Source organism: Ferrovum sp. JA12, assembly GCF_001431705.1.
Taxonomy (GTDB): Bacteria; Pseudomonadota; Gammaproteobacteria; order Burkholderiales; family Ferrovaceae; genus PN-J185.
Map to the genome: position 1 here is coordinate 12,354 of NZ_LJWX01000003.1, position 21,544 is coordinate 33,897.

At 46.8% G+C, this 21,544-nt stretch carries 19 protein-coding genes; 6 read left to right on the forward strand and 13 right to left on the reverse strand.

Annotated features, from left to right (window positions below):
- Positions 1 to 15 precede the first annotated feature (15 nt).
- Positions 16 to 741 (reverse strand): YebC/PmpR family DNA-binding transcriptional regulator, encoded by a 726-nt coding sequence (locus FERRO_RS09615; protein ID WP_056930720.1) that lies wholly within the window; start codon positions 739 to 741, stop codon positions 16 to 18.
- A 129-nt stretch (positions 742 to 870) separates the two neighbouring features.
- On the opposite strand from FERRO_RS09615, the gene slmA reads away from it, so the two are divergent.
- Positions 871 to 1,443 carry a nucleoid occlusion factor SlmA gene (gene slmA / locus FERRO_RS09620; RefSeq protein WP_056930721.1) on the forward strand — a complete coding sequence of 191 codons (573 nt, stop codon included), beginning with the start codon at positions 871 to 873 and terminating at the stop codon, positions 1,441 to 1,443.
- Between the two features lie 76 nt (positions 1,444 to 1,519).
- On the opposite strand, the gene dksA is transcribed toward slmA, so the two are convergent.
- From dksA to FERRO_RS09665, 9 genes are all read right to left on the reverse strand, one after another.
- Positions 1,520 to 1,939, reverse strand: a complete 420-nt coding sequence (gene dksA / locus FERRO_RS09625) for an RNA polymerase-binding protein DksA (protein ID WP_056930679.1) — start codon at positions 1,937 to 1,939, stop codon at positions 1,520 to 1,522.
- A gap of 81 nt (positions 1,940 to 2,020) precedes the next feature.
- Positions 2,021 to 4,144: a polyribonucleotide nucleotidyltransferase gene (gene pnp, locus FERRO_RS09630; protein ID WP_056930680.1), complete on the reverse strand. Its 2,124-nt coding sequence runs from the start codon at positions 4,142 to 4,144 to the stop codon at positions 2,021 to 2,023.
- A gap of 95 nt (positions 4,145 to 4,239) precedes the next feature.
- Positions 4,240 to 4,509: a 30S ribosomal protein S15 gene (gene rpsO, locus FERRO_RS09635; protein ID WP_056930681.1), complete on the reverse strand. Its 270-nt coding sequence runs from the start codon at positions 4,507 to 4,509 to the stop codon at positions 4,240 to 4,242.
- Between the two features lie 90 nt (positions 4,510 to 4,599).
- Entirely contained in the window at positions 4,600 to 6,294 is a 1,695-nt protein-coding gene (gene ggt, locus FERRO_RS09640) for a gamma-glutamyltransferase (protein WP_056930682.1), read from the reverse strand.
- Between the two features lie 141 nt (positions 6,295 to 6,435).
- A complete protein-coding gene (pssA, locus tag FERRO_RS09645) occupies positions 6,436 to 7,224 on the reverse strand; it encodes a CDP-diacylglycerol--serine O-phosphatidyltransferase (RefSeq protein ID WP_239683516.1) in 789 nt (262 codons plus the stop codon).
- 2 nt (positions 7,225 to 7,226) lie between these two features.
- Positions 7,227 to 7,874, reverse strand: a complete 648-nt coding sequence (locus tag FERRO_RS09650) for a phosphatidylserine decarboxylase (RefSeq protein ID WP_056930683.1) — start codon at positions 7,872 to 7,874, stop codon at positions 7,227 to 7,229.
- Between the two features lie 3 nt (positions 7,875 to 7,877).
- On the reverse strand, positions 7,878 to 8,894 hold the full coding sequence (gene ilvC / locus FERRO_RS09655; RefSeq protein ID WP_056930684.1) for a ketol-acid reductoisomerase: 1,017 nt from the start codon (positions 8,892 to 8,894) through the stop codon (positions 7,878 to 7,880).
- Between the two features lie 15 nt (positions 8,895 to 8,909).
- Positions 8,910 to 9,401 (reverse strand): acetolactate synthase small subunit, encoded by a 492-nt coding sequence (ilvN, locus tag FERRO_RS09660; protein ID WP_056930685.1) that lies wholly within the window; start codon positions 9,399 to 9,401, stop codon positions 8,910 to 8,912.
- 18 nt (positions 9,402 to 9,419) lie between these two features.
- A complete protein-coding gene (locus FERRO_RS09665; RefSeq protein ID WP_056930686.1) occupies positions 9,420 to 11,129 on the reverse strand; it encodes an acetolactate synthase 3 catalytic subunit in 1,710 nt (569 codons plus the stop codon).
- Between the two features lie 416 nt (positions 11,130 to 11,545).
- Between FERRO_RS09665 and FERRO_RS09670 the strand changes: the two genes are divergently transcribed.
- From FERRO_RS09670 to FERRO_RS09685, 4 genes are read left to right on the forward strand one after another with little or no spacing between them, the layout of a single operon-like run.
- The gene (locus tag FERRO_RS09670) at positions 11,546 to 12,109 is read left to right on the forward strand and encodes an RNA polymerase sigma factor (RefSeq protein ID WP_056930723.1); all 564 of its coding nucleotides are present in this window, start codon (positions 11,546 to 11,548) and stop codon (positions 12,107 to 12,109) included.
- On the forward strand, positions 12,106 to 12,462 hold the full coding sequence (locus FERRO_RS09675; protein WP_056930687.1) for a DUF3619 family protein: 357 nt from the start codon (positions 12,106 to 12,108) through the stop codon (positions 12,460 to 12,462). The genes FERRO_RS09670 and FERRO_RS09675 overlap by 4 nt, the downstream gene beginning before the upstream one ends.
- Entirely contained in the window at positions 12,447 to 12,845 is a 399-nt protein-coding gene (locus FERRO_RS09680; RefSeq protein WP_082601294.1) for a DUF3106 domain-containing protein, read from the forward strand. The genes FERRO_RS09675 and FERRO_RS09680 overlap by 16 nt, the downstream gene beginning before the upstream one ends.
- Before the next feature lie 3 nt (positions 12,846 to 12,848).
- Positions 12,849 to 13,280 carry an RDD family protein gene (locus FERRO_RS09685; protein WP_056930689.1) on the forward strand — a complete coding sequence of 144 codons (432 nt, stop codon included), beginning with the start codon at positions 12,849 to 12,851 and terminating at the stop codon, positions 13,278 to 13,280.
- A gap of 70 nt (positions 13,281 to 13,350) precedes the next feature.
- Here the strand turns inward: FERRO_RS09685 and lptG are convergent, their stop codons facing one another.
- Together lptG and acs are read right to left on the reverse strand one after the other, a co-directional pair.
- Positions 13,351 to 14,427, reverse strand: coding sequence for an LPS export ABC transporter permease LptG (gene lptG / locus FERRO_RS09690; protein ID WP_056930690.1), 1,077 nt, complete (start codon positions 14,425 to 14,427; stop codon positions 13,351 to 13,353).
- 15 nt (positions 14,428 to 14,442) lie between these two features.
- Positions 14,443 to 16,419, reverse strand: a complete 1,977-nt coding sequence (acs, locus tag FERRO_RS09695) for an acetate--CoA ligase (protein WP_056930691.1) — start codon at positions 16,417 to 16,419, stop codon at positions 14,443 to 14,445.
- A 183-nt stretch (positions 16,420 to 16,602) separates the two neighbouring features.
- Here acs and FERRO_RS09700 point away from each other — a divergent pair, with 183 nt between their 5' ends.
- Complete coding sequence (locus FERRO_RS09700; RefSeq protein ID WP_056930692.1) at positions 16,603 to 18,129, forward strand: fumarate hydratase; 1,527 nt, start codon at positions 16,603 to 16,605, stop codon at positions 18,127 to 18,129.
- Here the strand turns inward: FERRO_RS09700 and mfd are convergent.
- Positions 18,119 to 21,532: a transcription-repair coupling factor gene (gene mfd, locus FERRO_RS09705; RefSeq protein WP_056930693.1), complete on the reverse strand. Its 3,414-nt coding sequence runs from the start codon at positions 21,530 to 21,532 to the stop codon at positions 18,119 to 18,121. The genes FERRO_RS09700 and mfd overlap by 11 nt on opposite strands.
- Between the last annotated feature and the right edge of the window lie 12 nt (positions 21,533 to 21,544).

A 21,544-nucleotide genomic window follows, 5' to 3' on the forward strand; every position in this document is an offset into this window, starting at 1 on the left:
TCTCCTAATAATGAATTAATCAATGATCATGGCAGTGGTATACACCGCTTGAACATCATCAAGATTTTCTAACGCATCCAACAATTTTTGCATTGTTATCGCCTCATCACCCGATAATTCCGTGTCCGTTGAGGGCTTCATAGACACCTCAGCAAACTCAGCCACTAACCCTGCTTTCTCAAGAACTTCCTTAATATGAGAAAACTCATAGGGTGGGGTCACCACTTCAAAGCTACCATCATCATGACTCAACACATCAAGGGCACCGGTTTCAAGGGCCACTTCCATCAAGCGATCCTCACTGGTACCCGGAGCGTACATCAATTGTCCGCAATGCGTAAATAAAAAAGCCACTGATCCGTCAGTACCCAAATTTCCACCATACTTCGTGAATGCGTGCCGCACATCAGCCACAGTTCGCACGCGGTTATCGGTTAAACAATCCACCATCACTGCGGCCCCATTGATGCCATAGCCCTCATACCGCACTTCTTCGTAATTAACGCCCTCAAGATCCCCAGAACCGCGCTTAATGGCACGCTCAATGGTGTCCTTTGGCATATTCTGATCGTAGGCCTTATCCACGGCGAGGCGAAGTCGTGGGTTAATACTCACATCGCCACCCCCCAGGCGGGCAGCCACCGTAATCTCTTTAATTAACCGAGTAAAAACCTTGCCCCGCTTCGCATCGGCTGCTGCTTTTTTATGCTTAATATTGGCCCATTTTGAGTGTCCTGCCACAATTGCCACCCTCTGAAAATAAAAAAACCTATTTTATCATGGATGTCCTCAAGAACACGTCGTTAAACACTGTTGAACAGCCCGATGTGATACCATGCCACAATCCTATTTTATTCATGACAATCAATGATGAGTGGCGAGAGACGCAATCAAATCCTACAAGCCCTAGCAAGTATTTTAGAGCAACCCCTGCTTGCTAAAACCACCACCGCTTATTTGGCTGAAAAACTTAACCTGTCTGAGGCGGCGCTGTATCGTCATTTTGCAAGTAAAGCGCAGATGTTTGAGGGGTTAATAGAATTTATTGAAGAGACCCTTTTTACACGCATGAATCGCATCATCGAAGAGCAGCCCCACCCGCTCAATCAAATTGAATCCATCATGACTTTATTACTCGCCTTTGCCGATAAGAATCCCGGTATGACCCGAGTGTTAATTGGTGATGCTCTGGTGCACGAGAATGATCGACTGCAGTTACGCGTCAATCAAGTTCATGACCGAGTTGAGGCTACGCTGCGCCAAGCCATACGCCTACGACTTGCTGAGCATCCTGCCACTCAAACAACGCAGCCTTCTGTTAGCGCTAATTTACTGATGTGTATTGTTATTGGACGTTGGCATCAGTTCGCCAAAACTGGGTTTAAACGTCGCCCTCTTGATGGTTGGGAGGAGCAGTGGCGTCAAATTAACCTTCTTCTTTAACAGTTAAAAACGTCATCTCATCACCCACAAAAAACCCTGCCAAAGCAGGGTTTTTTATAAGAAGCATTGGTGGGGTTTACTTGGCCACCTGCCTCTCACGCATTTCCTCTAGCTGCTTACAATCTATACATAAACTGGCTGTAGGACGAGCTTGCAAACGGTTTAAACCAATTTCTACGCCACAACTGCCACAATAACCATAATCCCCAGCTTCGATTTTAGCGATAGTTTCATCAATTTTCTTGATTAACTTGCGCTCACGATCACGGTTACGAAGCTCTAAAGCCATGTCAGACTCTTGACTCGCACGGTCGTTGGGGTCAGCAAATACCGTGGCTTCATCTTGCATAGTATGAACAGTTCGGTCGATATCCTGACTTAACTCTGATTTCCAATCTTCAAGCAAAGCCTGGAAATGCTCAAGTTGTTTTTTGTTCATATAGCTTTCGCCCTTTTTAGGGACGTAGGGCTTAAATTGTTTTAATGTCTCTGCCATAACCTTGAACTCGTTTTTCGTTAATGGAGCTTAATTTAATTTTTTAAAAAACCAGTTTAATACCGCTCAATTACAGCCGTATTATACCCCTTCCTCAACCGGTGCTGCGGGAGCCACGGGAGGCTCAACTAACGCTTTCATACTTAAGCGTAAACGTCCCTTCTCGTCGGCCTCAAGAACTTTCACTTTCACCTGCTGCCCTTCTTTCAAGTAGTCTCCCACAGCATTGACTCGTTCATGAGCAATTTGTGAGATATGCAGTAAGCCATCGCGCCCTGGGAGAACACTCACTATGGCACCAAAATCCAATAATTTAAGGACTGTGCCATCATACACATGACCCACTTCCACTTCAGCGGTAAGCTCTTGAATGCGTTTCTTTGCTAACTCTCCAGCATCACCGCTAACGCAAGCAATACTGACGGTTCCATCATCTTGAATTTCAATGGTGGTTCCCGTCTCTTCCGTTAAAGCGCGAATCACAGCACCACCTTTACCAATGACGTCACGAATTTTTTCTGGATTAATCTTCATGGTAATAATGCGTGGCGCAAAGCTCGATAATTCTTCACGCACATGAGGTACCGCTTGTTTCATAATACCTAAAATGTGAATACGTGCTTCTTTGGCCTGCGCCAGAGCCACTTGCATAATTTCTTTAGTGATACCAGTGATCTTAATGTCCATCTGCAAAGCAGTGACACCACTATCTGTTCCAGCCACTTTAAAGTCCATATCGCCCAGATGGTCTTCATCGCCTAAAATATCTGTTAATACAGCAAAACGGTTACCCTCTTTAATTAATCCCATAGCAACTCCTGCGGTATGGGATTTAACAGGTACCCCTGCGTCTAATAAGGCCAGCGATCCGCCACAGACAGAGGCCATGGAACTGGAGCCGTTGGACTCAGTGATTTCTGACACCACACGAATGGTATAGGAGAAGTCCTCTGGTTTAGGTAATGTTGCGACCAAGGCGCGCTTAGCAAGACGGCCATGACCAATCTCACGGCGCTTAGGAGTACCCACCCGGCCTGTTTCCCCTGTTGAGTAAGGGGGGAAATTATAATGCAACATGAAACGCTCTTTATATTCCCCTTGGACGGCATCAATCACCTGCTCATCTCTGGCTGTACCTAAAGTAGCAATCACTAAAGCTTGGGTTTCACCGCGGGTAAATAGCGCTGAACCATGAGTTCGTGGCAACACACCCACGCGCACAGTGATGGGGCGCACTGTTCTGGTATCGCGCCCATCAATACGTGGCTCCCCATCTAATATTTGTCCACGAACAATACGTGCCTCAAGGTCACCAAAGAGTGTTTTGATATGGTTTTCAGTGTCCGCATTGCCACTCTCTGGCAATAGTGTTGTTAAGGCTTTACTGCGCAATTCACTAATTGTTGTATTACGCTCTTGTTTAGCATGAATGCGATAAGCATTCTTTAAGTCCTCTTTGACCAAAGCCTCTAATTGGCTGATCAAAGCATCATTCTTAGCTGGTGGTTGCCAATCCCAATCATCTTGACCTGCTTCCTGGGCGAGCTCGTTAATTGCTTGGATAGCCACTTGCATTTGCTCATGACCAAATACTACGGCACCAAGCATCACCTCCTCAGACAATTCCATGGCTTCAGATTCCACCATCAATACGGCATCTTTCGTTCCCGCCACCACCAAATCCATCTGTGACTGGGGCAATTCACTCACTAGGGGATTCAACAGATATTGACCATTACTGTAACCCACACGGGCAGCACCAATGGGGCCATCAAAGGGAATCCCCGCTAGTGCAACAGCCGCTGAAGCACCAATCAAGGCTGGAATATCAGGATCAATTTCATTGTTACTGGACATCACCGTAGCAATGATTTGCACTTCGTTATAAAACCCTTCAGGAAACAGGGGACGCAAAGGACGATCGATCAGTCGAGAGGTCAGCGTTTCTTTTTCCGTTGGCCGACCTTCACGTTTAAAAAACCCGCCAGGAATTCTGCCGCCTGCATAAAAGCGTTCTTGATAATCCACGGTTAAGGGGAAAAAGTCTTGGCCAGGTTTGGCTGATTTTTGTGCGACGCAGGTGACCAATACCACGGTGTCATCCATGCTCACCATCACAGCGCCATCAGCTTGACGAGCGATTTCGCCAGTTTCAAGCGTGACTTGATGACGACCCCATTGGAATGTTTTTGTGACTTTATTCACAGGAAAATCCTCCTGAATGTGAAATTAAAATTAAAACGCGGTGTACCTGAGTGAGGCAACACCGCGTTTATGTATAGTCAGGGGCAAGTCCCCAATTACTTGCGAATACCTAAACGGCCGATCAACTGACGATAACCGTCAATGTTCTTGCGTTTGAAATAGTCCAGTAAGCTGCGACGTTGACTCACGAGTTTTAATAAACCACGACGAGAATGGTGGTCTTTAACGTGGGATTTAAAATGGTCTGTTAACTGATTAATGCGATTCGTTAACAAAGCGATTTGTACTTCAGGTGACCCAGTATCACCGGGGGCACGACGGTAATCCGCCATAATTTGTGCTTTTTCTGCGGCAGTGCTTGCCATGGATATCTCCAAACTGTATTAACTAATAAGAAAGCTTTGCATTATACGTCTAAAACCCACTTTTATGCAAACATAATGATACGAGGGCAATTATTGATAACCCACGCTGCCATCACGCCGTGGATCCGCTGCTCCCCAGTAATAATGATACTCCTCATCTAAGCCTACGGCTTGCACAGACCCTTGCGCATCTGGATTAACCGTTAGTTGATGGCCAAGCTGCTTAAGCTCGTTTTCAAGCGCTACCGGGAAGGACTGTTCAATTAAAGTGAAGCCAGCCCCATTCATTACCGCATAGCGTGGTTCGCTGATCACCTGCTGGGGAGTATTGTGCAAATCCAACAGCCCCTGCGTTACCTGCAGTAAGGTACTAATGATAGTCGGTCCGCCAGGAGAACCATAGGCGAGAATCCACCGTCCTTGGTGAAAGACCAATATAGGCGACATACTACTTCTTGGTCGCAATCCTGCCTTAACTTGGTTGGGCGAGGGCTTGCCATCCGCCAACAGAGGATTTGCGTCAAAATCTGTTAATTCATTATTTAATAAAAAACCATATTGGTTGACCCATAACCCACTGCCCCATAATTGCTCAACGGTACTCGTACAACTCACCACATTACCCTCTTTGTCTACAATAGAAAAATGAGTAGTGTTTGTCCCACTAGGCTTTGGCAAGGGAATCAGTTGATTAGGCAACTTGCCTAACAATAGGGCTTTACTGCGTTGATCGAGAAAGGAGGGAGTGAGTACCGCGTTAGGGTTTAAGGTCATTTGCTCCGGATCACCAAAAAAATTCTCTCGATCTTGAAAAGCCATGGATAAGGCCTGCAAGGAGAGGTGATCTCGATAAGCCCTATCTTGCCATGTCTTGTCATGGGTATAGGGGGACACAATACCCAAGGCTTCAAATAAACTACTGGCTCCCGATGAGGGCGGGGGCATCCCCACTAAATGATAACCCTGGTAATCAAACGCTAAAGCTTTTCTGATATACACGTGATAGTTAGCCAAGTCAGTCAAGCTCATACGACCCCATCCAGCCGGGCCCATTCTTGAACTCCGTTGAGCGGCCACAATGGCGTGGGCTATCTCCCCTCGGTAAAAGGAGGTCGCCCCTTCTTTAGCTAGAATCTCAAAGGTATGGGCAAGTTCAACCTGAACTAGGCGCTGACCCACCCTCAAGGGCGTGCCATCCTGATTAAAAAAAGGACTGTTTGACTCACGCAGAAGTTTGGCTCGATGATCTTTTAGCGCTCCCGCCAAATAGGGTGTCACGGCAAATCCTTGTTGCGCCAAACGCATGGCAGGTTGCAATACTTGGCCCAAAGTCATTCTGCCCCATTGGTTCAATAGTGCGTTAAACCCAGCCACCGTCCCCGGAACCCCAACGCTAATGCCACTAGAGGAATTTTCCTCAAACCGATGCCCCATGAACTGATCAGGGGTAGCGAGTTGCGGTGCCACCTCCCTTGCGTCCACTGCATAAACCTGATGGGTTTTAGCGATATACACTAAAATAAATGCCCCCCCACCCATACCCGAGGACTGGGGTTCCACCACATTAAGAGCAAATTGTACTGCCGCGGCGGCGTCAATAGCATTGCCGCCAGCTCGCAGGATCGACAGTCCAGCCTCCGTAGCAAGCGGATGCGAAGTGGCAACAACTCCCACCACAGGAGCCTCTTCAGCTGCCAGCGTTGGAAAAGTCAGTATTAGTAACAAATAGAAAAAAGTAAAAAAATTAAACTTAAACATATAGTTAGAAATATTTGAACGATGCATTCTTATGGTTTCGTTATAAATATTTACAATTTAATGGCCTTAAAATGAAGTTTTATAGATTCATCTCTGATATTGTTTTATTGCAGACAGTGAAATCAGAGCTACACCTTAAGGACAATTTGGTAACAGATTGTCCTTTTTTTATTTTTCAGTGGTACCCTGTTGTTGACGATGAGCTAACCATCCTTTTATTGATACCGCGTAACCGGATAAGGCATAAATCAGAAAAACTCCCCACAGTACCCGCGCTTGATCAATACTGACAATGACAAACCCCAACAGAATCAATAGTACCGCCCAAAAGGGAACGCTGCGTCGTAAGTTAAGATCCTTAAAGCTATAAAAACGCACATTAGAGACCATCGACAAACCAGCAAATACGGTTAACGCCCACACCAGCCAAGCAATTTTTCCACCTGGAATCTGATAACTGGCATCCATGACCCATACCATCCCAGCTAACAAGGCAGCGGCTGCAGGGCTGGGTAAACCCGTGAACCAATGTTTATCAGCAATGCCAAGTTGTGTATTAAATCTTGCTAGACGCAGCGCCGCTCCGGCACAGTAAACAAAAGCTGCAATCCACCCAAGCTTACCTAAGCCTCTTAGGGACCACTCATAGATAACCAGGGAAGGAGCTGCACCAAAGGACACCATATCCGATAGAGAATCATATTCTGCGCCAAAAGCGCTTTGCGTATGAGTTAAGCGCGCCACACGCCCATCTAAACCATCAAAAACCATGGCAATAAAGATAGCTTGAGCGGCCATTTCAAACTGGCCATTCATGCCTTGGACAATAGAAAAAAATCCAGCAAAAAGTGCGGCAGTGGTGAAGAGATTTGGCAGTAAATAGATGCCTCGGCGCTGCGCCGCACGCTCCTTCAAGGATAAGATTTTAAATGGTTGCGCTCTTTCTTGTTCATCCACCCTCACTCTCCCCATTCGGCCAGTAGTGTGCTACCAGCCCACACTCTATCACCAATGGCAACTTTAATCACGCTACCCAAAGGTAAATACAGGTCCACGCGAGAGCCAAAACGAATAAAGCCGTATCTCTCGCCAGGACTTAACTGTTGCCCCACCTTAACATAACAGAGAATTCTTCGTGCAATTAAACCTGCCACTTGGACACAGGATAAAAGCTGTTTATTGTCCGCACGAATAATCAAGGCATTGCGCTCGTTGGCCTCAGAGGCCTTATCCAAATCCGCATTGACAAAGGATCCTCTAAAATAACGAATGTCCTCCACCACTCCATGAACTGGGCTGCGATTTGAGTGCACATTAAACACATTCATGAATACGCTAATTTTAATGGCTTCACAATTCAAATAAGGATCGAGGCAAGGCATCACTGCCACAATGCGTCCATCTGCGGGAGAAACAATACCCGGTTGAGGTGGGAGCACGCGGGGCGGATCCCTAAAAAACTGTATCACAAACAGCAATACCACATAGAGGGGAAGCGCTACGAAGGCACTCAAGTACATCGTGCACAGCAACGAGACAAGGGCGACACCTACAATGTAGGGCCACCCTTCACGAGCAATAATGGGGTGAGGGTAAGGAGCTTTCAAGGATTAATTTTTCGTTTGATCGACTAACTTGTTTTTCTTAATCCACGGCATCATGTCACGCAATTTAGCTCCCACTACTTCAATAGTGGATTCTGCGCCCAAGCGACGCATTGCATGCATAGAGGCAGCGCCAGCTTTGTTTTCGAGAATAAACTCTTTGGCAAACTGACCCGTTTGGATCTCTTTTAATATTTTACGCATTTCCTGGCGTGTTTCCTCTGTGATCACACGAGGACCCCGGGTTAAATCACCATATTCTGCGGTGTTTGAGATGGAATAACGCATGTTAGCAATACCGCCTTCATACATTAAATCTACAATCAATTTCAATTCATGCAAGCACTCAAAATAAGCCATTTCTGGCGCGTAACCCGCTTCCACCAATGTATCAAAACCTGCCTGCACTAAGGCTGTTGCGCCACCGCACAACACGGCTTGCTCACCAAATAAATCCGTCTCAGTCTCTTCACGGAAAGAAGTTTCAATCACGCCGGCCCGTGCCCCGCCGTTAGCGGCTGCGTAGGATAGCGCTACGTCTCGAGCGCGTCCTGAAGCATCTTGATAAACCGCAATTAAACTGGGCACACCACCGCCTTGCGTGTAAGTGGAGCGCACAAGATGCCCTGGGCCTTTGGGGGCAATCATAATCACATCAATATCAGCACGGGGAGTGATCTGACCAAAATGAACATTGAAGCCATGAGCAAAAGCCAAGGCAGCACCTGCTTTAATGTTAGGAGCAATCTCATCTTGATAGACTTGTGGTTGGCTTTCATCGGGCAACAGAATCATGACCAAATCAGCGTCCTTCACTGCCTCCGCCACAGCTTTCACCTTCAGTCCAGCTGCTTCAGCTTTTTTCCAAGAGGCACCACCACTGCGAAGGGCCACTGTCACATCAACACCAGAATCTTTTAAGTTATTGGCGTGAGCATGTCCTTGAGAACCATATCCAACGATAGTGACTTTCTTACCTTTAATTAATGATAAGTCGGCATCTTTTTCATAAAACACATTCATTTTCACTTCTCCCAGTTAAACTTTTAATATCCATTCACCACGTCCAATACCGGAGGCACCGGTTCTAACGGTCTCAAGAATCATGGAGTTATCAATGGCCTCTAAAAATGCATCCAGCTTATCTCGTGGCCCAGTTAATTCAATGGTATAGGTTCGATCGGTCACATCGATAACCCTACCTCTGAAAATATCAGCAGTACGTTTAATTTCCTCGCGATCAGCGCCTTCAGCACGTACTTTTACCAGCATTAATTCACGCTCAATATAACGGCCTTCATTGAGATCAAACACCTTAATCACATCAATTAATTTATTGAGTTGCTTAGTAATTTGTTCGATTACATCATCAGAACCACTCGTCACTATGGTCATTCGTGAGAGAGTGGGATCCTCAGTAGGAGCCACACTTAGCGCTTCAATATTATAACCACGGGCTGAGAACAGACCAGCCACTCGAGAGAGGGCTCCAGACTCGTTTTCCAGTAACAAAGACAAAATATGACGCATTATTTACTATCCTAATAATTACAGATCTTCAGCACCAAGCAACATTTCTGTTAAACCGGCTCCAGCTTTTACCATTGGAAAAACATTTTCCGTTTGATCCGTCAGGAAGTCTAAAAAGACCACCCGATCCTTCAATGAAAACGCTTCTTTTAATGCCCCTTCAACATCTGCGGGATTTTCAATACGCATCCCCACATGACCATAACTCTCGGCCAATTTAACGAAATCAGGCAAAGCATCCATGTAAGACTCTGAATACCGATTGCCATGCAAGATTTCCTGCCATTGCCGAACCATGCCAAGGTAGCGATTGTTCAAGTTAACGATTTTTACTGGCAGGTGATATTGTTTGCACGTAGACAATTCCTGTATACACATTTGAATGCTGGCTTCTCCTGTTACGCAGGCCACCGTCATATCAGGAAAGGCCAACTGAGCCCCCATGGCTGCCGGCAACCCAAAACCCATGGTGCCAAGTCCGCCGGAATTCAACCAACGCCGAGGTTTATCAAATTTATAGTATTGAGCAGCCCACATTTGATGCTGGCCCACATCGGAGGTCACAATGGCATCGCCATGGGTTACTTCATAGAGTTGCTCTATTACGTATTGGGGTTTGATCACCTCAGTAGAGTTGGTATAGTTCAGGCACTGGCGTTCTCGCCATGTATTAATTTGCTGCCACCATTGTTTCAGTGCCAAGGCATCCACGGAAACAGTACTTTCTTCAACCAACTTAAGGATTTCATGTACCACATCAGCAATATTGCCAACAATAGGAACGTCAACCCTTACCCGTTTGGAAATACTAGAAGGGTCAATGTCGATATGAATAATTCGTCGTCCCTCAACAAAAAAATGTTGCGTATTACCAATCACGCGATCATCAAATCTGGCTCCCACAGCCAACAACACATCGCAGTGTTGCATAGCAAGGTTAGCTTCATAGGTACCATGCATACCAAGCATGCCCACAAATTGAGGGTCTGTGGCTGGGAAAGCGCCGAGTCCCATGAGAGTATTGGTGCAAGGAAAGCCAAGGTCCCTAACCAGCTTCGTCACCAAATGAGTAGCATCGCCTAAAATAGCGCCTCCCCCCACATAAATCATCGGACGTTTCGCTTCCATTAACATTTGTACGGCTTTCTTAATCTGTCCTGAATGCCCCTTAGTCACTGGATTATATGAGCGCATACTCACCGTTTTAGGATAAACAAACTCTGTCACATGTTGCGAGATATCCTTAGGGATATCCACTAACACGGGACCAGGGCGACCAGAGGTTGCCACATAAAAGGCTTTTTTCATGGTACTCGCTAAGTCGTCCACGTTTTTCACCAAGAAGTTATGTTTCACACAGGGGCGAGTAATCCCGACTGTATCCACCTCTTGAAAGGCATCCAAACCAATGGCCGGAGTAGGGACTTGTCCCGAGATAATAACCATTGGAATGGAATCCATATAAGCCGTAGCAATTCCCGTAATGGCATTGGTCACACCAGGACCGCTGGTGACCAACGCGACGCCAGGCTTGCCCGTGGCCCGCGCATAAGCGTCAGCGGCGTGAAGCGCCGCTTGCTCATGACGCACGAGAATATGCCTGAGTTTATCTTGATTAAATAAAGCGTCATAAATATGAAGCACAGCCCCGCCTGGATAGCCAAAAACAAAGGGAACCCCTTCTTCAACTAAACATTGAATTGCTATTTCTGCACCGGTTAATCTCATGATTCAACCATTTTCCGTCAAAGTGTTTATTGTAAGGTTAAGTAATACGAACAGATTACCTCTGCTGCGTACTGAAAACCTATCAGCGTATCCTTTTCATAGCTGAAGGTCAAGAGCTAACCTGCCATGTGTTAACCTGCCATGAATACGCCACAAGCCTTAGCCCCTGAGGTGCAAAGCATAAGATGAGGGAAAGATTGCGCATTAGGATAACCCTGATAGGTGTTTCATCCCCCCATCACCTGAACATAGCACCACTTTGCGTGGCTGACTCTCTTCACGCCGTTTTCATTATGATGTGGGGACACTCTCTTCTTGGTGCTAAAGAATGAGTCCACCACCCTGTGAAGCCCTATGGCTTTAGCCATAGAGACCTCGACTCTGTTACACTTGGCATTTTTAGGGAAGTTACTGCTCTGGCCACAGCACAGGAATTAGATATTTTTTTAGCAGAAGTGGAAAAACGCGCTTTCAAGCATGCGCTTTTCGCTGTTAAAGACGAGAGTAGCGCTTTGGATGTAGTCCAGGAGGCAATGGTTAAATTGGCTGAAAAATATAGCCATTTACCCGTAAAAGAGTTGCATCCCTTGTTTCATCGTATCTTACAAAACACGATTCGTGATTTCTACCGGCGACAAAAAATTCGTCATTGGTGGACCCCCTTGTTTAGTAGTTTTCAACAGAGCGATGATGACAGTTCCGACCAAGAATGGATTGAACAACTTCACCCGGAACAGGAGCAAGTATGTCGACCCGACAGCCTCCTAGAGCAAAAGCAACTCCTTGAAATCATTGATAAAGCTATAGAAAAATTACCGCCACGTCAACGCGAAGCATTTTTACTGCGTTATTGGGAAGGGTTAGATGTGCGAGAAACTGCGAAGGCTATGGGTTGCTCTGAGGGCAGTGTTAAAACACACAGTTCTAGAGCTCTTGCCAGCCTTACTGCGCTGCTTAGTCAAAAAGGAATCGCTCCATGAAAGATGATCAATTCATTCAACTACTCTGTCACAATTTAGACCAAAGTAGTCAAGCTATTGCCGTGACGACTCAGGAAAAACTACAAGCCATTCGCCATCAGGCGGTTAAGGCGAGTGGTCAACGCACGCTGTATCCAGGTTCCACTTTAGCTATCCCTCCTATAGTATGGCGTGAACAATTGGTCGCTATTATTGGCTCATTAGTCTTAATATCTGCCGTAGCAACCTATAGCGCATGGATCCATGAACAAAACGAAGAGGATCAGGGTTTTCTTGATGCCAAATTACTGTCAAGCGACATGCCTCTGCAAATTCTTGCCAACCCAGAGCTCAGTCAATGGTTAGAAAACTAATCCTATTGGTGTTGAGTTTGATCTTGGCACTGTTCACTGCCTTGATCCCTGCCCACGAGCCTAATATGCATTGGGATGGGTTAACCAAAGAACAACAAACGATACTGGCCCCTGCGCACAACAATTGGGAGCGTTTGTCACTGCAACGGCGTCAACGTCTATTAAATGCCGCCAAGCATTATAAAAAACTCAATACTCAGCAACAACAGCGCTTTCAAAAAAATATCGTCATCTGGTCAAGACTCCCTAAAGTGGTACAAGAAAGAGCCCGTAAAAATTATAAAAAATGGCATCACCTCCCTAAAGAGAAAAAAGAAGCCATTAAATCTCAGTGGAGTAAACAACATCCCGAGCCTGCCCCTGCAGACCCAGCTAAGCCTTAAGTAATGCCAGCTAAAGTTCTCTCACGTATGATTTGTTTGGTTTATGAAATACTGATTCTCATGGGGCTCGGCATTCTTGCCGGCTTACCTTTTGTCTATCTTACCGATTACCCCCATCACCCTGAACTTCGCTCATGGTATCGCGCTTATTTATTACTCATCATAGCCATTTACTTTATCTATCAATGGCAGCGAAGTGGACAAACGGTACCCATGAAAACTTGGCGTCTAAAAATTGTCGACCAGTACAGTAACGCCCCTCCCACCTATTTACAAAGCATCAGGCGCTTTTCGGCAGCTTGTTGTGGGTTTATAACAGGCATTAATTTTATTTGGTTGGTACTGGACAAACAACACCGTTGGCTCCATGACATCATTGGCGGCACTAGAACCATAGAGTTGCTCAAGACCCCGCCTTCTGATTCAACACAATAAAGGACAGGCGCGTGTTTAACGTGCGCGCAGCGAAGGGCTTACGCCGCGGGTCCTAGAATTGTAGTATTAGTTAAAGACGTCGTTCCTGCCAACGGTTTAGGCCATAGGCAAGCGCTAAAAAAAGGACACTTGGGGTAAGCGTACTAAAGAGTGGCCACCAATTATTGAGCTGCCCAAGATAGGCAAAAAAACGACTGAGCAAATAAAAAGTCAATCCCAAACCAATACCAATTAGCATGCGCGTCCCCACGGCACCTGAACGCGGTCTTGACAGGGAAAAAGGAATAGCCAGCATCATCATGACGAGAATCGAAAAAGGATAAATCAACTTACTATATTGTGCAATTTCAAAGCGACTGGTTTGTTGCTTATTCTCCTTTAAGTGCTTAATGTAACCAAATAAATTCCACAACGACATCTGCTCAGGCTCAACCAACAAGGTTGATAATACTGAAGGGGATAGAATAGAGTTCCATTCTTCTGCATCATCACGACTCACATTAACGCCTTCTTGCGTAAAAAAGGTATGCTGAACGGCAACCAAACGCCATTTATGCTCGCCCATAAAGGTTGCGCTTTGCGCCCGTGAAATTTCCTTCAAATGACGGCTGTCATCAAAACGATAAATACGAATATCGTGCAGAGAATTATCGGGCAACATTTCTCGTATATTAATAAAACTGCCATTGTCTTTTACCCAGATACCTGAGCGAAATTGAGTTGCCACAAAATTGTTTAAGGCTTTTAAACGCCACTGTTGGGCCGCCTCCTCAGTAGCCGGTACAATCAACTCACCCAGCACAAAGGCGAGCACAACAAAGTAGAGCCCTACTCGAATCATTGATCGGTTAAGTTGCGCCTTAGATAACCCCGAAGCACGCATCACGGTAATCTCTGAATGCTGAGCTAAGGTATTCAAGCCATATAAAGTACCAATCAAAGCCGCGATCGGAAAAAGCTCATAGCCATGGTTTGGCATCGCCAGCAATACATACACCACAATTTGTGTGATGAGATAGCTGCCCTTTCCTAAATCATTGAGTTCATGAATGAAATCAAAAAAGGAAAACAACGAGACCAGTGCCACAAACACCAGTGCTGTCCCTAATATGACCTCTCGGGCAAGATAACGATGTAATAACCTCACCCGAGCGTATCCTCCTTAGGTGCTTTCTTTAAGTTGTTGCAAAATTGCCGGGTTTTCCAGGGTCGAGATATCCTGCGTCACCTCTTCCCCCTTAGCAATCACTCTTAACAATCGACGCATTATTTTACCAGAGCGCGTTTTAGGTAAGTTATCACCAAAGCGTATTTCTTTGGGTTTGGCGATGGGACCAATTTCCTTCCCGACCCAATTCCTTAACTCCGTAGCAATGGCCTTTGCTTGATCGCCAACAGGTCGCGTTTGTTTTAACACCACATAGGCCACAATGGCTTCACCAGTTAAGTCATCAGGACGCCCCACCACCGCTGCCTCAGCCACGAGAGGATTGGCCACTAACGCTGACTCAATCTCCATGGTTCCCATACGGTGACCAGACACGTTCAGGACATCATCAATGCGGCCGGTAATCGTAAAGTTACCGGTATCCTTGTCGCGAATCGCTCCATCTCCTGCTAAATAATATCCTTTTAACTCATCAGGGTAGTAGCTCTTACGAAAACGCTCAGGATCACCCCAAATAGTTCTAATCATGGACGGCCAAGGACGTTTAATGACTAATATTCCACCCTGGCCATCGGCCATATCCTGACCCGTCTCATCCACGATGGCCGCTTCAATGCCGGGCAAAGGCAGTGTACAAGAGCCGGGTACCATGGGAGTCACTCCGGGTAGCGGGGTAATCATATGCCCACCTGTTTCCGTTTGCCAGAAGGTGTCCACAATGGGGCAACGCTCGCCACCCACTTGACGGTAATACCACATCCACGCCTCAGGATTGATAGGTTCACCCACAGAACCCAACAACCTTAAGCTCGATAAATCATAATTCTTGGGGTGAACAGAAGGGTTACTGTCAGCGGCTTTAATTAATGAACGAATGGCTGTGGGGGCGGTATAAAAAATAGACACCTTATGCTTGGCGATCATATCCCAAAAACGCCCCGCATTAGGATAAGTGGGTACTCCCTCAAAAACAATTTCCGTGGCGCCCGCCGCCAGAGGTCCGTAAACTATGTAAGAATGTCCCGTCACCCAGCCTATGTCTGCGGTACACCAAAATATATCCTGGTTTTTAATATCAAAGGTCCAACGCATGGTCAGCAGGGCCCATAATAAATATCCCCCAGTGGCATGTTGCACACCCTTAGGTTTACCCGTGGAACCGCTCGTGTAGAGCACAAACAAAGGATACTCAGCCTCCACCCACTCGGGTTCACATTGATCACTTTGGCCACTTTCCACCTCATGGAACCAGACATCACGAGCTGCCACAAAGGGTATCGCTCCGCCAGTACGGCGATAAATAATCACGGTTTTTAAGGCCTCACAACCGCCCAGGGCGATGGCATCATCAACAATACTTTTGAGAGGTAATTGTTTACCGCCACGCAACTGTTCATCGGCGGTAATCAGAGCGATCGCTCCAATATCAACAATTCTCTCCTGCAAGGACTTGGCAGAAAAACCACCAAATACTACGGAATGGGTAGCGCCAATGCGCGCGCAAGCTTGCATGGCCACGACCCCTTCAATGGACATGGACATGTAAATAACAACGCGATCGCCCTTTTTAATGCCCTTTGCCTTTAAACCGTTGGCGAAGCGACAGACCCGAGCATGAAGTTCTTGATAGGTGATAGGGGTCACTGTGCCATCATCTGCCTCAAAAATAATCGCTGTCTTGTTACCCAATCCCTTATTGATATTGCGATCAAGACAATTGTATGAGGCGTTAATTAAACCATCATCAAACCAGCGATAAAAAGGAGCATGGGACTCGTCCAACACACGGGTGAAAGGTTGATGCCAATCTAAATGCTCATTTGCCAATCGTCCCCAAAAGCCCTGTGGGTCGCGACGTGCTTCATCACATAGCGCTTGATATTGCTCTATCCCTTGAATATTGGCCTGCGCTACAAACTCTGGGCTTGGATGAAAGACGCGGGTTTCGTGTAATAATGCTTCGGTAGACATAAACCTCCTCCATGTATTGTTTTCAATGAGTCTTTTTTAATGTATTAATCATAAGCGTTTAGGGTGCCTAGGATCAACAGTTCATTATAGCCATGAGAAAGTGGTTTTGAGGATCCTTTCATAAAACTTTAAGGCGGGTTATAGTAGTGAGATCAGTATTTAACCTTCATATAGGTATAGTTGATGACTACTCTTATTCGCGAAAACGATTTCATTCAGAGCATCGCCGATAGCTTGCAATTTATTTCCTACTACCATCCTGTGGATTATATCAAAGCCCTAGGACACGCCTATGAGCTCGAAGAGTCTGAGGCGGCTAAGGATGCCATCGCACAAATTCTCACTAATTCAAGGATGTGCGCCGAAGGGCACCGGCCCATTTGCCAAGACACAGGGATTGTGGTGGTCTTTGTTAAGGTGGGCATGAATTGTCGTTTTGACAGCCAAAAAAGCCTGGAGCATCTTGTGAATGAGGGAGTTCGCCAAGCCTATACCAACCCCTTAAATCCGCTCCGATCCTCCATTCTGTCAGACCCTGCTGGCGCCAGAAAAAACACCCGAGACAATACGCCAGCCGTGGTTCATGTGAGTCTCGTGCCGGGCAATGAAGTGAGCGTGGATATTGCCGCCAAGGGAGGAGGATCAGAAAACAAATCTAAGTTTGTGATGCTGAACCCCTCGGACTCCGTGGTAGATTGGGTGATCAAGACGGTGCCCACCATGGGCTCAGGGTGGTGCCCTCCTGGCATGCTTGGCATTGGCATTGGAGGCAGCGCGGAAAAAGCCATGATATTGGCTAAGGAAGCCTTGATGGAACCCATTGACATGGCCGAGCTTAAACAACGGGGTCCAAAGAGCCGCGTCGAAGAACTGCGTATTGAGATTTACGACAAAGTGAATGCCTTAGGTATTGGGGCCCAGGGTTTGGGGGGGCTCTCCACGGTTCTAGATGTCAAAATTTTGGACTACCCCACCCACGCAGCGAGTTTACCTGTGGCAATGATTCCAAACTGTGCCGCCACTCGCCATATTCACTTTACCTTAACAGGAGAGGGACCCGCTCTTTTCACTCCTCCTTCCTTAACCGACTGGCCGAAGGTCACTTGGAGTCCATCGCCTAACTCACGCCATGTGAATCTTGATCATATCAGTGCCGCGGAAGTACAGTCTTGGAAACCAGGAGACACCTTGCTGCTCTCTGGTAAATTACTCACCGGCCGTGACGCTGCCCATCAACGTATTCAACAGTTATTGAACCAAGGGCAACCCCTCCCAGAGGGCTTAGATTTTACTGGGCGCTTTATTTATTATGTGGGTCCCGTGGACCCGGTGGGCGATGAGGTAGTGGGTCCTGCCGGCCCTACTACGGCAACCCGCATGGATAAATTCACCCACATGATGCTCTCTCAAACCGGCTTGCTTGGCATGATTGGCAAAGCTGAACGAGGTCCCGTGGCCATTGAAGCGATTCGTCAACATCGCTCAGTGTCCCTTATTGCCGTGGGCGGTGCCGCTTACCTTGTGGCCAAAGCCATTCGAGCATCAAGAGTGGTTGCCTTTCCTGAGCTCGGCATGGAAGCGATTTACGAGTTTACTGTGGAGAACATGCCCGTCACGGTGGCCGTGGACAGTCTTGGTGAATCGATACACCACTTGGGGCCCAAAAAATGGCAGAGTAAAATTGGCACCATTCCTGTGGTTAGTGTTTAAAAATAAGCTTACCTAAATCCTCTAACACTTCTTTAATATGAGTCACTCGCTCGAGGGGCGAGTGACTCACACGGTTTACACGCAGTTTATCCTGGCCTGACAGACGATAGCGTCCATCTCTTTGTAGCAGTAAAATCAAATCCTGTGGCTCCAGAGGAGTATCCTTGCCAAACTGCAACACAATATTCTCATCATTGGCGTCAATTTTTTGTACGGCCAAGGGTTGGCCTAACAGGCGCAGCGCGTGGCAGTGAAACAGTAATTGTGCCGCCTCTGGGAGCAAACCAAAGCGATCAATCAACTCAATACGCAATTCATCCAAACTATCACGATCCTCACAGTTTGAGAGGCGTTTGTATAAGATCAAACGCTCTTGCACATCACCACAATAGTCGCTGGGTAAGAGTGCTGGAGCATGTAAATTAATCTCTGTATTCACACTAAGGGGTGTCTCAATATCCCAATTGGTGCCTTGTTTCAGGGCCTTCACCGCTTGTGTCAATAAATCATTGTATAAAGAAAACCCCACCTCGATCAGGTCCCCGCTTTGCGAGTCTCCCAGCACCTCTCCTGCCCCGCGAATTTCCAAGTCTTGCATGGCGAGATAAAAACCTGAGCCTAACTCTTCCATCATTTGAATAGCTTCTAAACGCTTCTTTGCTGCAGCCGTCAATGCATCACTGGGAGGGGTCAATAAATAAGCATACGCTTGATGATGGGAGCGACCCACCCGACCGCGTAATTGATGTAATTGAGCAAGACCAAAACGGTCGGCCCGGTGAATTAAAATGGTATTGGCAGAGGGTACGTCAATGCCCGTTTCAATAATTGTTGAGCACAACAGAATATTAGCCTGTTGATGATAAAAATCTCTCATAACCTGCTCTAACTCTCTTTCTCTGAGCTGCCCATGGGCCACAGCAATTCGTGCTTCAGGGAGTAAACGGGTTAAGTGATCACGCATATTTTCAATGGTATCCACTTCGTTATGCAGAAAATAAAGCTGCCCCCCGCGCTTGAGTTCACGTAACGCTGCCTCGCGAACCAGAGCGTCACTGTAGGGGTAAACAAAGGTTTTAATGGCGAGGCGCTTTTGCGGAGCCGTGGCGATAACAGAAAAATCTCGCAGACCCTCCAGTGACATGGCGAGAGTTCTAGGGATAGGAGTGGCAGTTAAGGTTAAGACATCCACCTCAGCGCGCAAAGCCTTAAGGCGCTCTTTTTGACGCACACCAAAACGATGTTCCTCATCAATAATCACTAAACCTAAATTAGCAAATTTGACTTCTTCGGCAATGAGTTTATGGGTACCGATAACAATATCAACGGTTCCTTGGCGAATGCCCGCCAAACTGACCGCCACCTCTTTACTGGAGCGAAAACGTGATAGCTCAGCTATTTTCACAGGCCAGTCTGCAAAGCGATCAGAAAAATTGTTAAAGTGTTGCTCGGCGAGCAACGTGGTGGGGACAAGGATAGCCACCTGCTTTCCAGCACTTACCGCAAGAAAAGCAGCGCGCATAGCCACTTCCGTTTTACCAAAGCCCACATCGCCACAAATTAACCGATCCATAGGTTTGCCAGAGCGCATATCGGTCATTACCGCGTCTATGGCCGCCAATTGATCAGGCGTTTCCTCGAAGGCAAATCCCCCGCTAAAGGCCTCATAATCATGATCTTTAACTGGAAAAGCAAAACCCTCTCGCGCTAAGCGTTTGGCATATAAATCTAATAATTCTGCAGCGGTATCTCGAGCTCTCGTAGCAGCTCTTGTCTTGGCCTTCTGCCATTGACCACTGCCCAGTTTATGAAGAGGAGCCTGCTCTGGTGACCCACCTGTATAACGGGTGATTAAATGCAGCTGCGTAACGGGTACATACAAAACATCCTCTCCCGCGTACTGTAACTGCATATACTCATTGATCCCCTCCCCAAAATCGAGATTCACGAGGCCACAAAATCGTCCTATCCCATGGTCCAAATGGACCACGGGATCATTGATTTTAACTTCCGACAGATCCTTAAACAGAGAATCGGTGGAACGACTGGTTCCCTGTCGACGGCGTACCTGACGAACTTGACTGGCAAATAACTCGGCTTCAGTAATAAGCGCTAAGCGTTCATCTTTGAAAATAAACCCTGCAGCAATAGGACCCACGAGAAGTGATAGTTGATGGGGAGCGTGAATGGCCTCTTGCCAAGTCTGTAGAGAGGTAACGGGTAAATGATGTTCGCTCAGCAGTGTCAATAAACTCTCTCGTCGACCAAGGCTCTCCGCCATGACAATTAAGCGCCCATCAAAGTTCTGTGCAAACTCTCTTAACAGTTTAATGGGATCGGTATCGCGTCGGTTGACGCAGAGGGGGGGCAAAGGGTCACTGCGAGTTAACGCTTGCTGATGCGTCAGCGCCTTTGAAGGGCGCATGATGATATCAATACGCTGGTAATTGTTGAGCGCTTGATGAAACTCTTCTTCAGAGATAAATAATTCACGGGGCTCGAGTATTGGATGAGCACGATTACCTTTTAATAATTCCCAACGAGGTTTAACAGATTGCCAAAAAGATTGGATGACCTCTGCCACGTCAGCACAAAGATAAACGGTGCTGGTCCCAGGTAAATAATCAAAAATCGTAGCGGTTTCCTCAAAAAACAGGGGCAAATAATATTCAATGCCACCCGGAGCTAAACCATTACTCACATCTTTATAAAAATCAGAGCGCGAAGGATCTCCCTCAAAGCGATCGCGGAACCGCTGGCGAAACATTTTTCTGCCCGCCTCATCGATAGGAAACTCCCGGGCTGGTAATAAGCGGATGTCATTGACAGGATAGAGAGTACGCTGTGTATCCACATCAAAGGTGCGTATGCTTTCAACCTCTGTATCCATCAATTCAATGCGAAAAGGCAAGATGCTGCCGGTGGCAAATAAATCAATTAAGCCACCCCGCACACAGTATTCTCCCGGGCGCAGTACCTGTGCCACATGGGTATACCCCGCTATTAACATCTGCTCTTGAAAAGCGTTACGATCAAAGTCTTGTTTACGTTGAATAAAAAAAGTTCGTGCTGCCAAATAAGCATGGGGAGGCAGACGATTTAAGGCGGTGGCAACGGGAATGAGTGCCACATCAAATTGCTGTTGGCTAAACTGCCAGAGGGTGGCTAAACGCTCAGAGATGAGATCAGGATGAGGAGAAAAATGGTCATAGGGCAGGGTTTCCCAGTCAGGAAAAAAGTAAACCCCTGCCTCAGGCTTAAGCCACTTAATCTCCTCCATGAGGCGCTGGGCATGGGCCACATTCTCTGTGAAGATAACAAGTGGACGGTGTTCGCTGATTTTTTCGGCAAAATAAAAGGCATCTGCCGAGCCATGAGGCGCAAAATACACTTGCTTGACCATTCTTACTCTTTC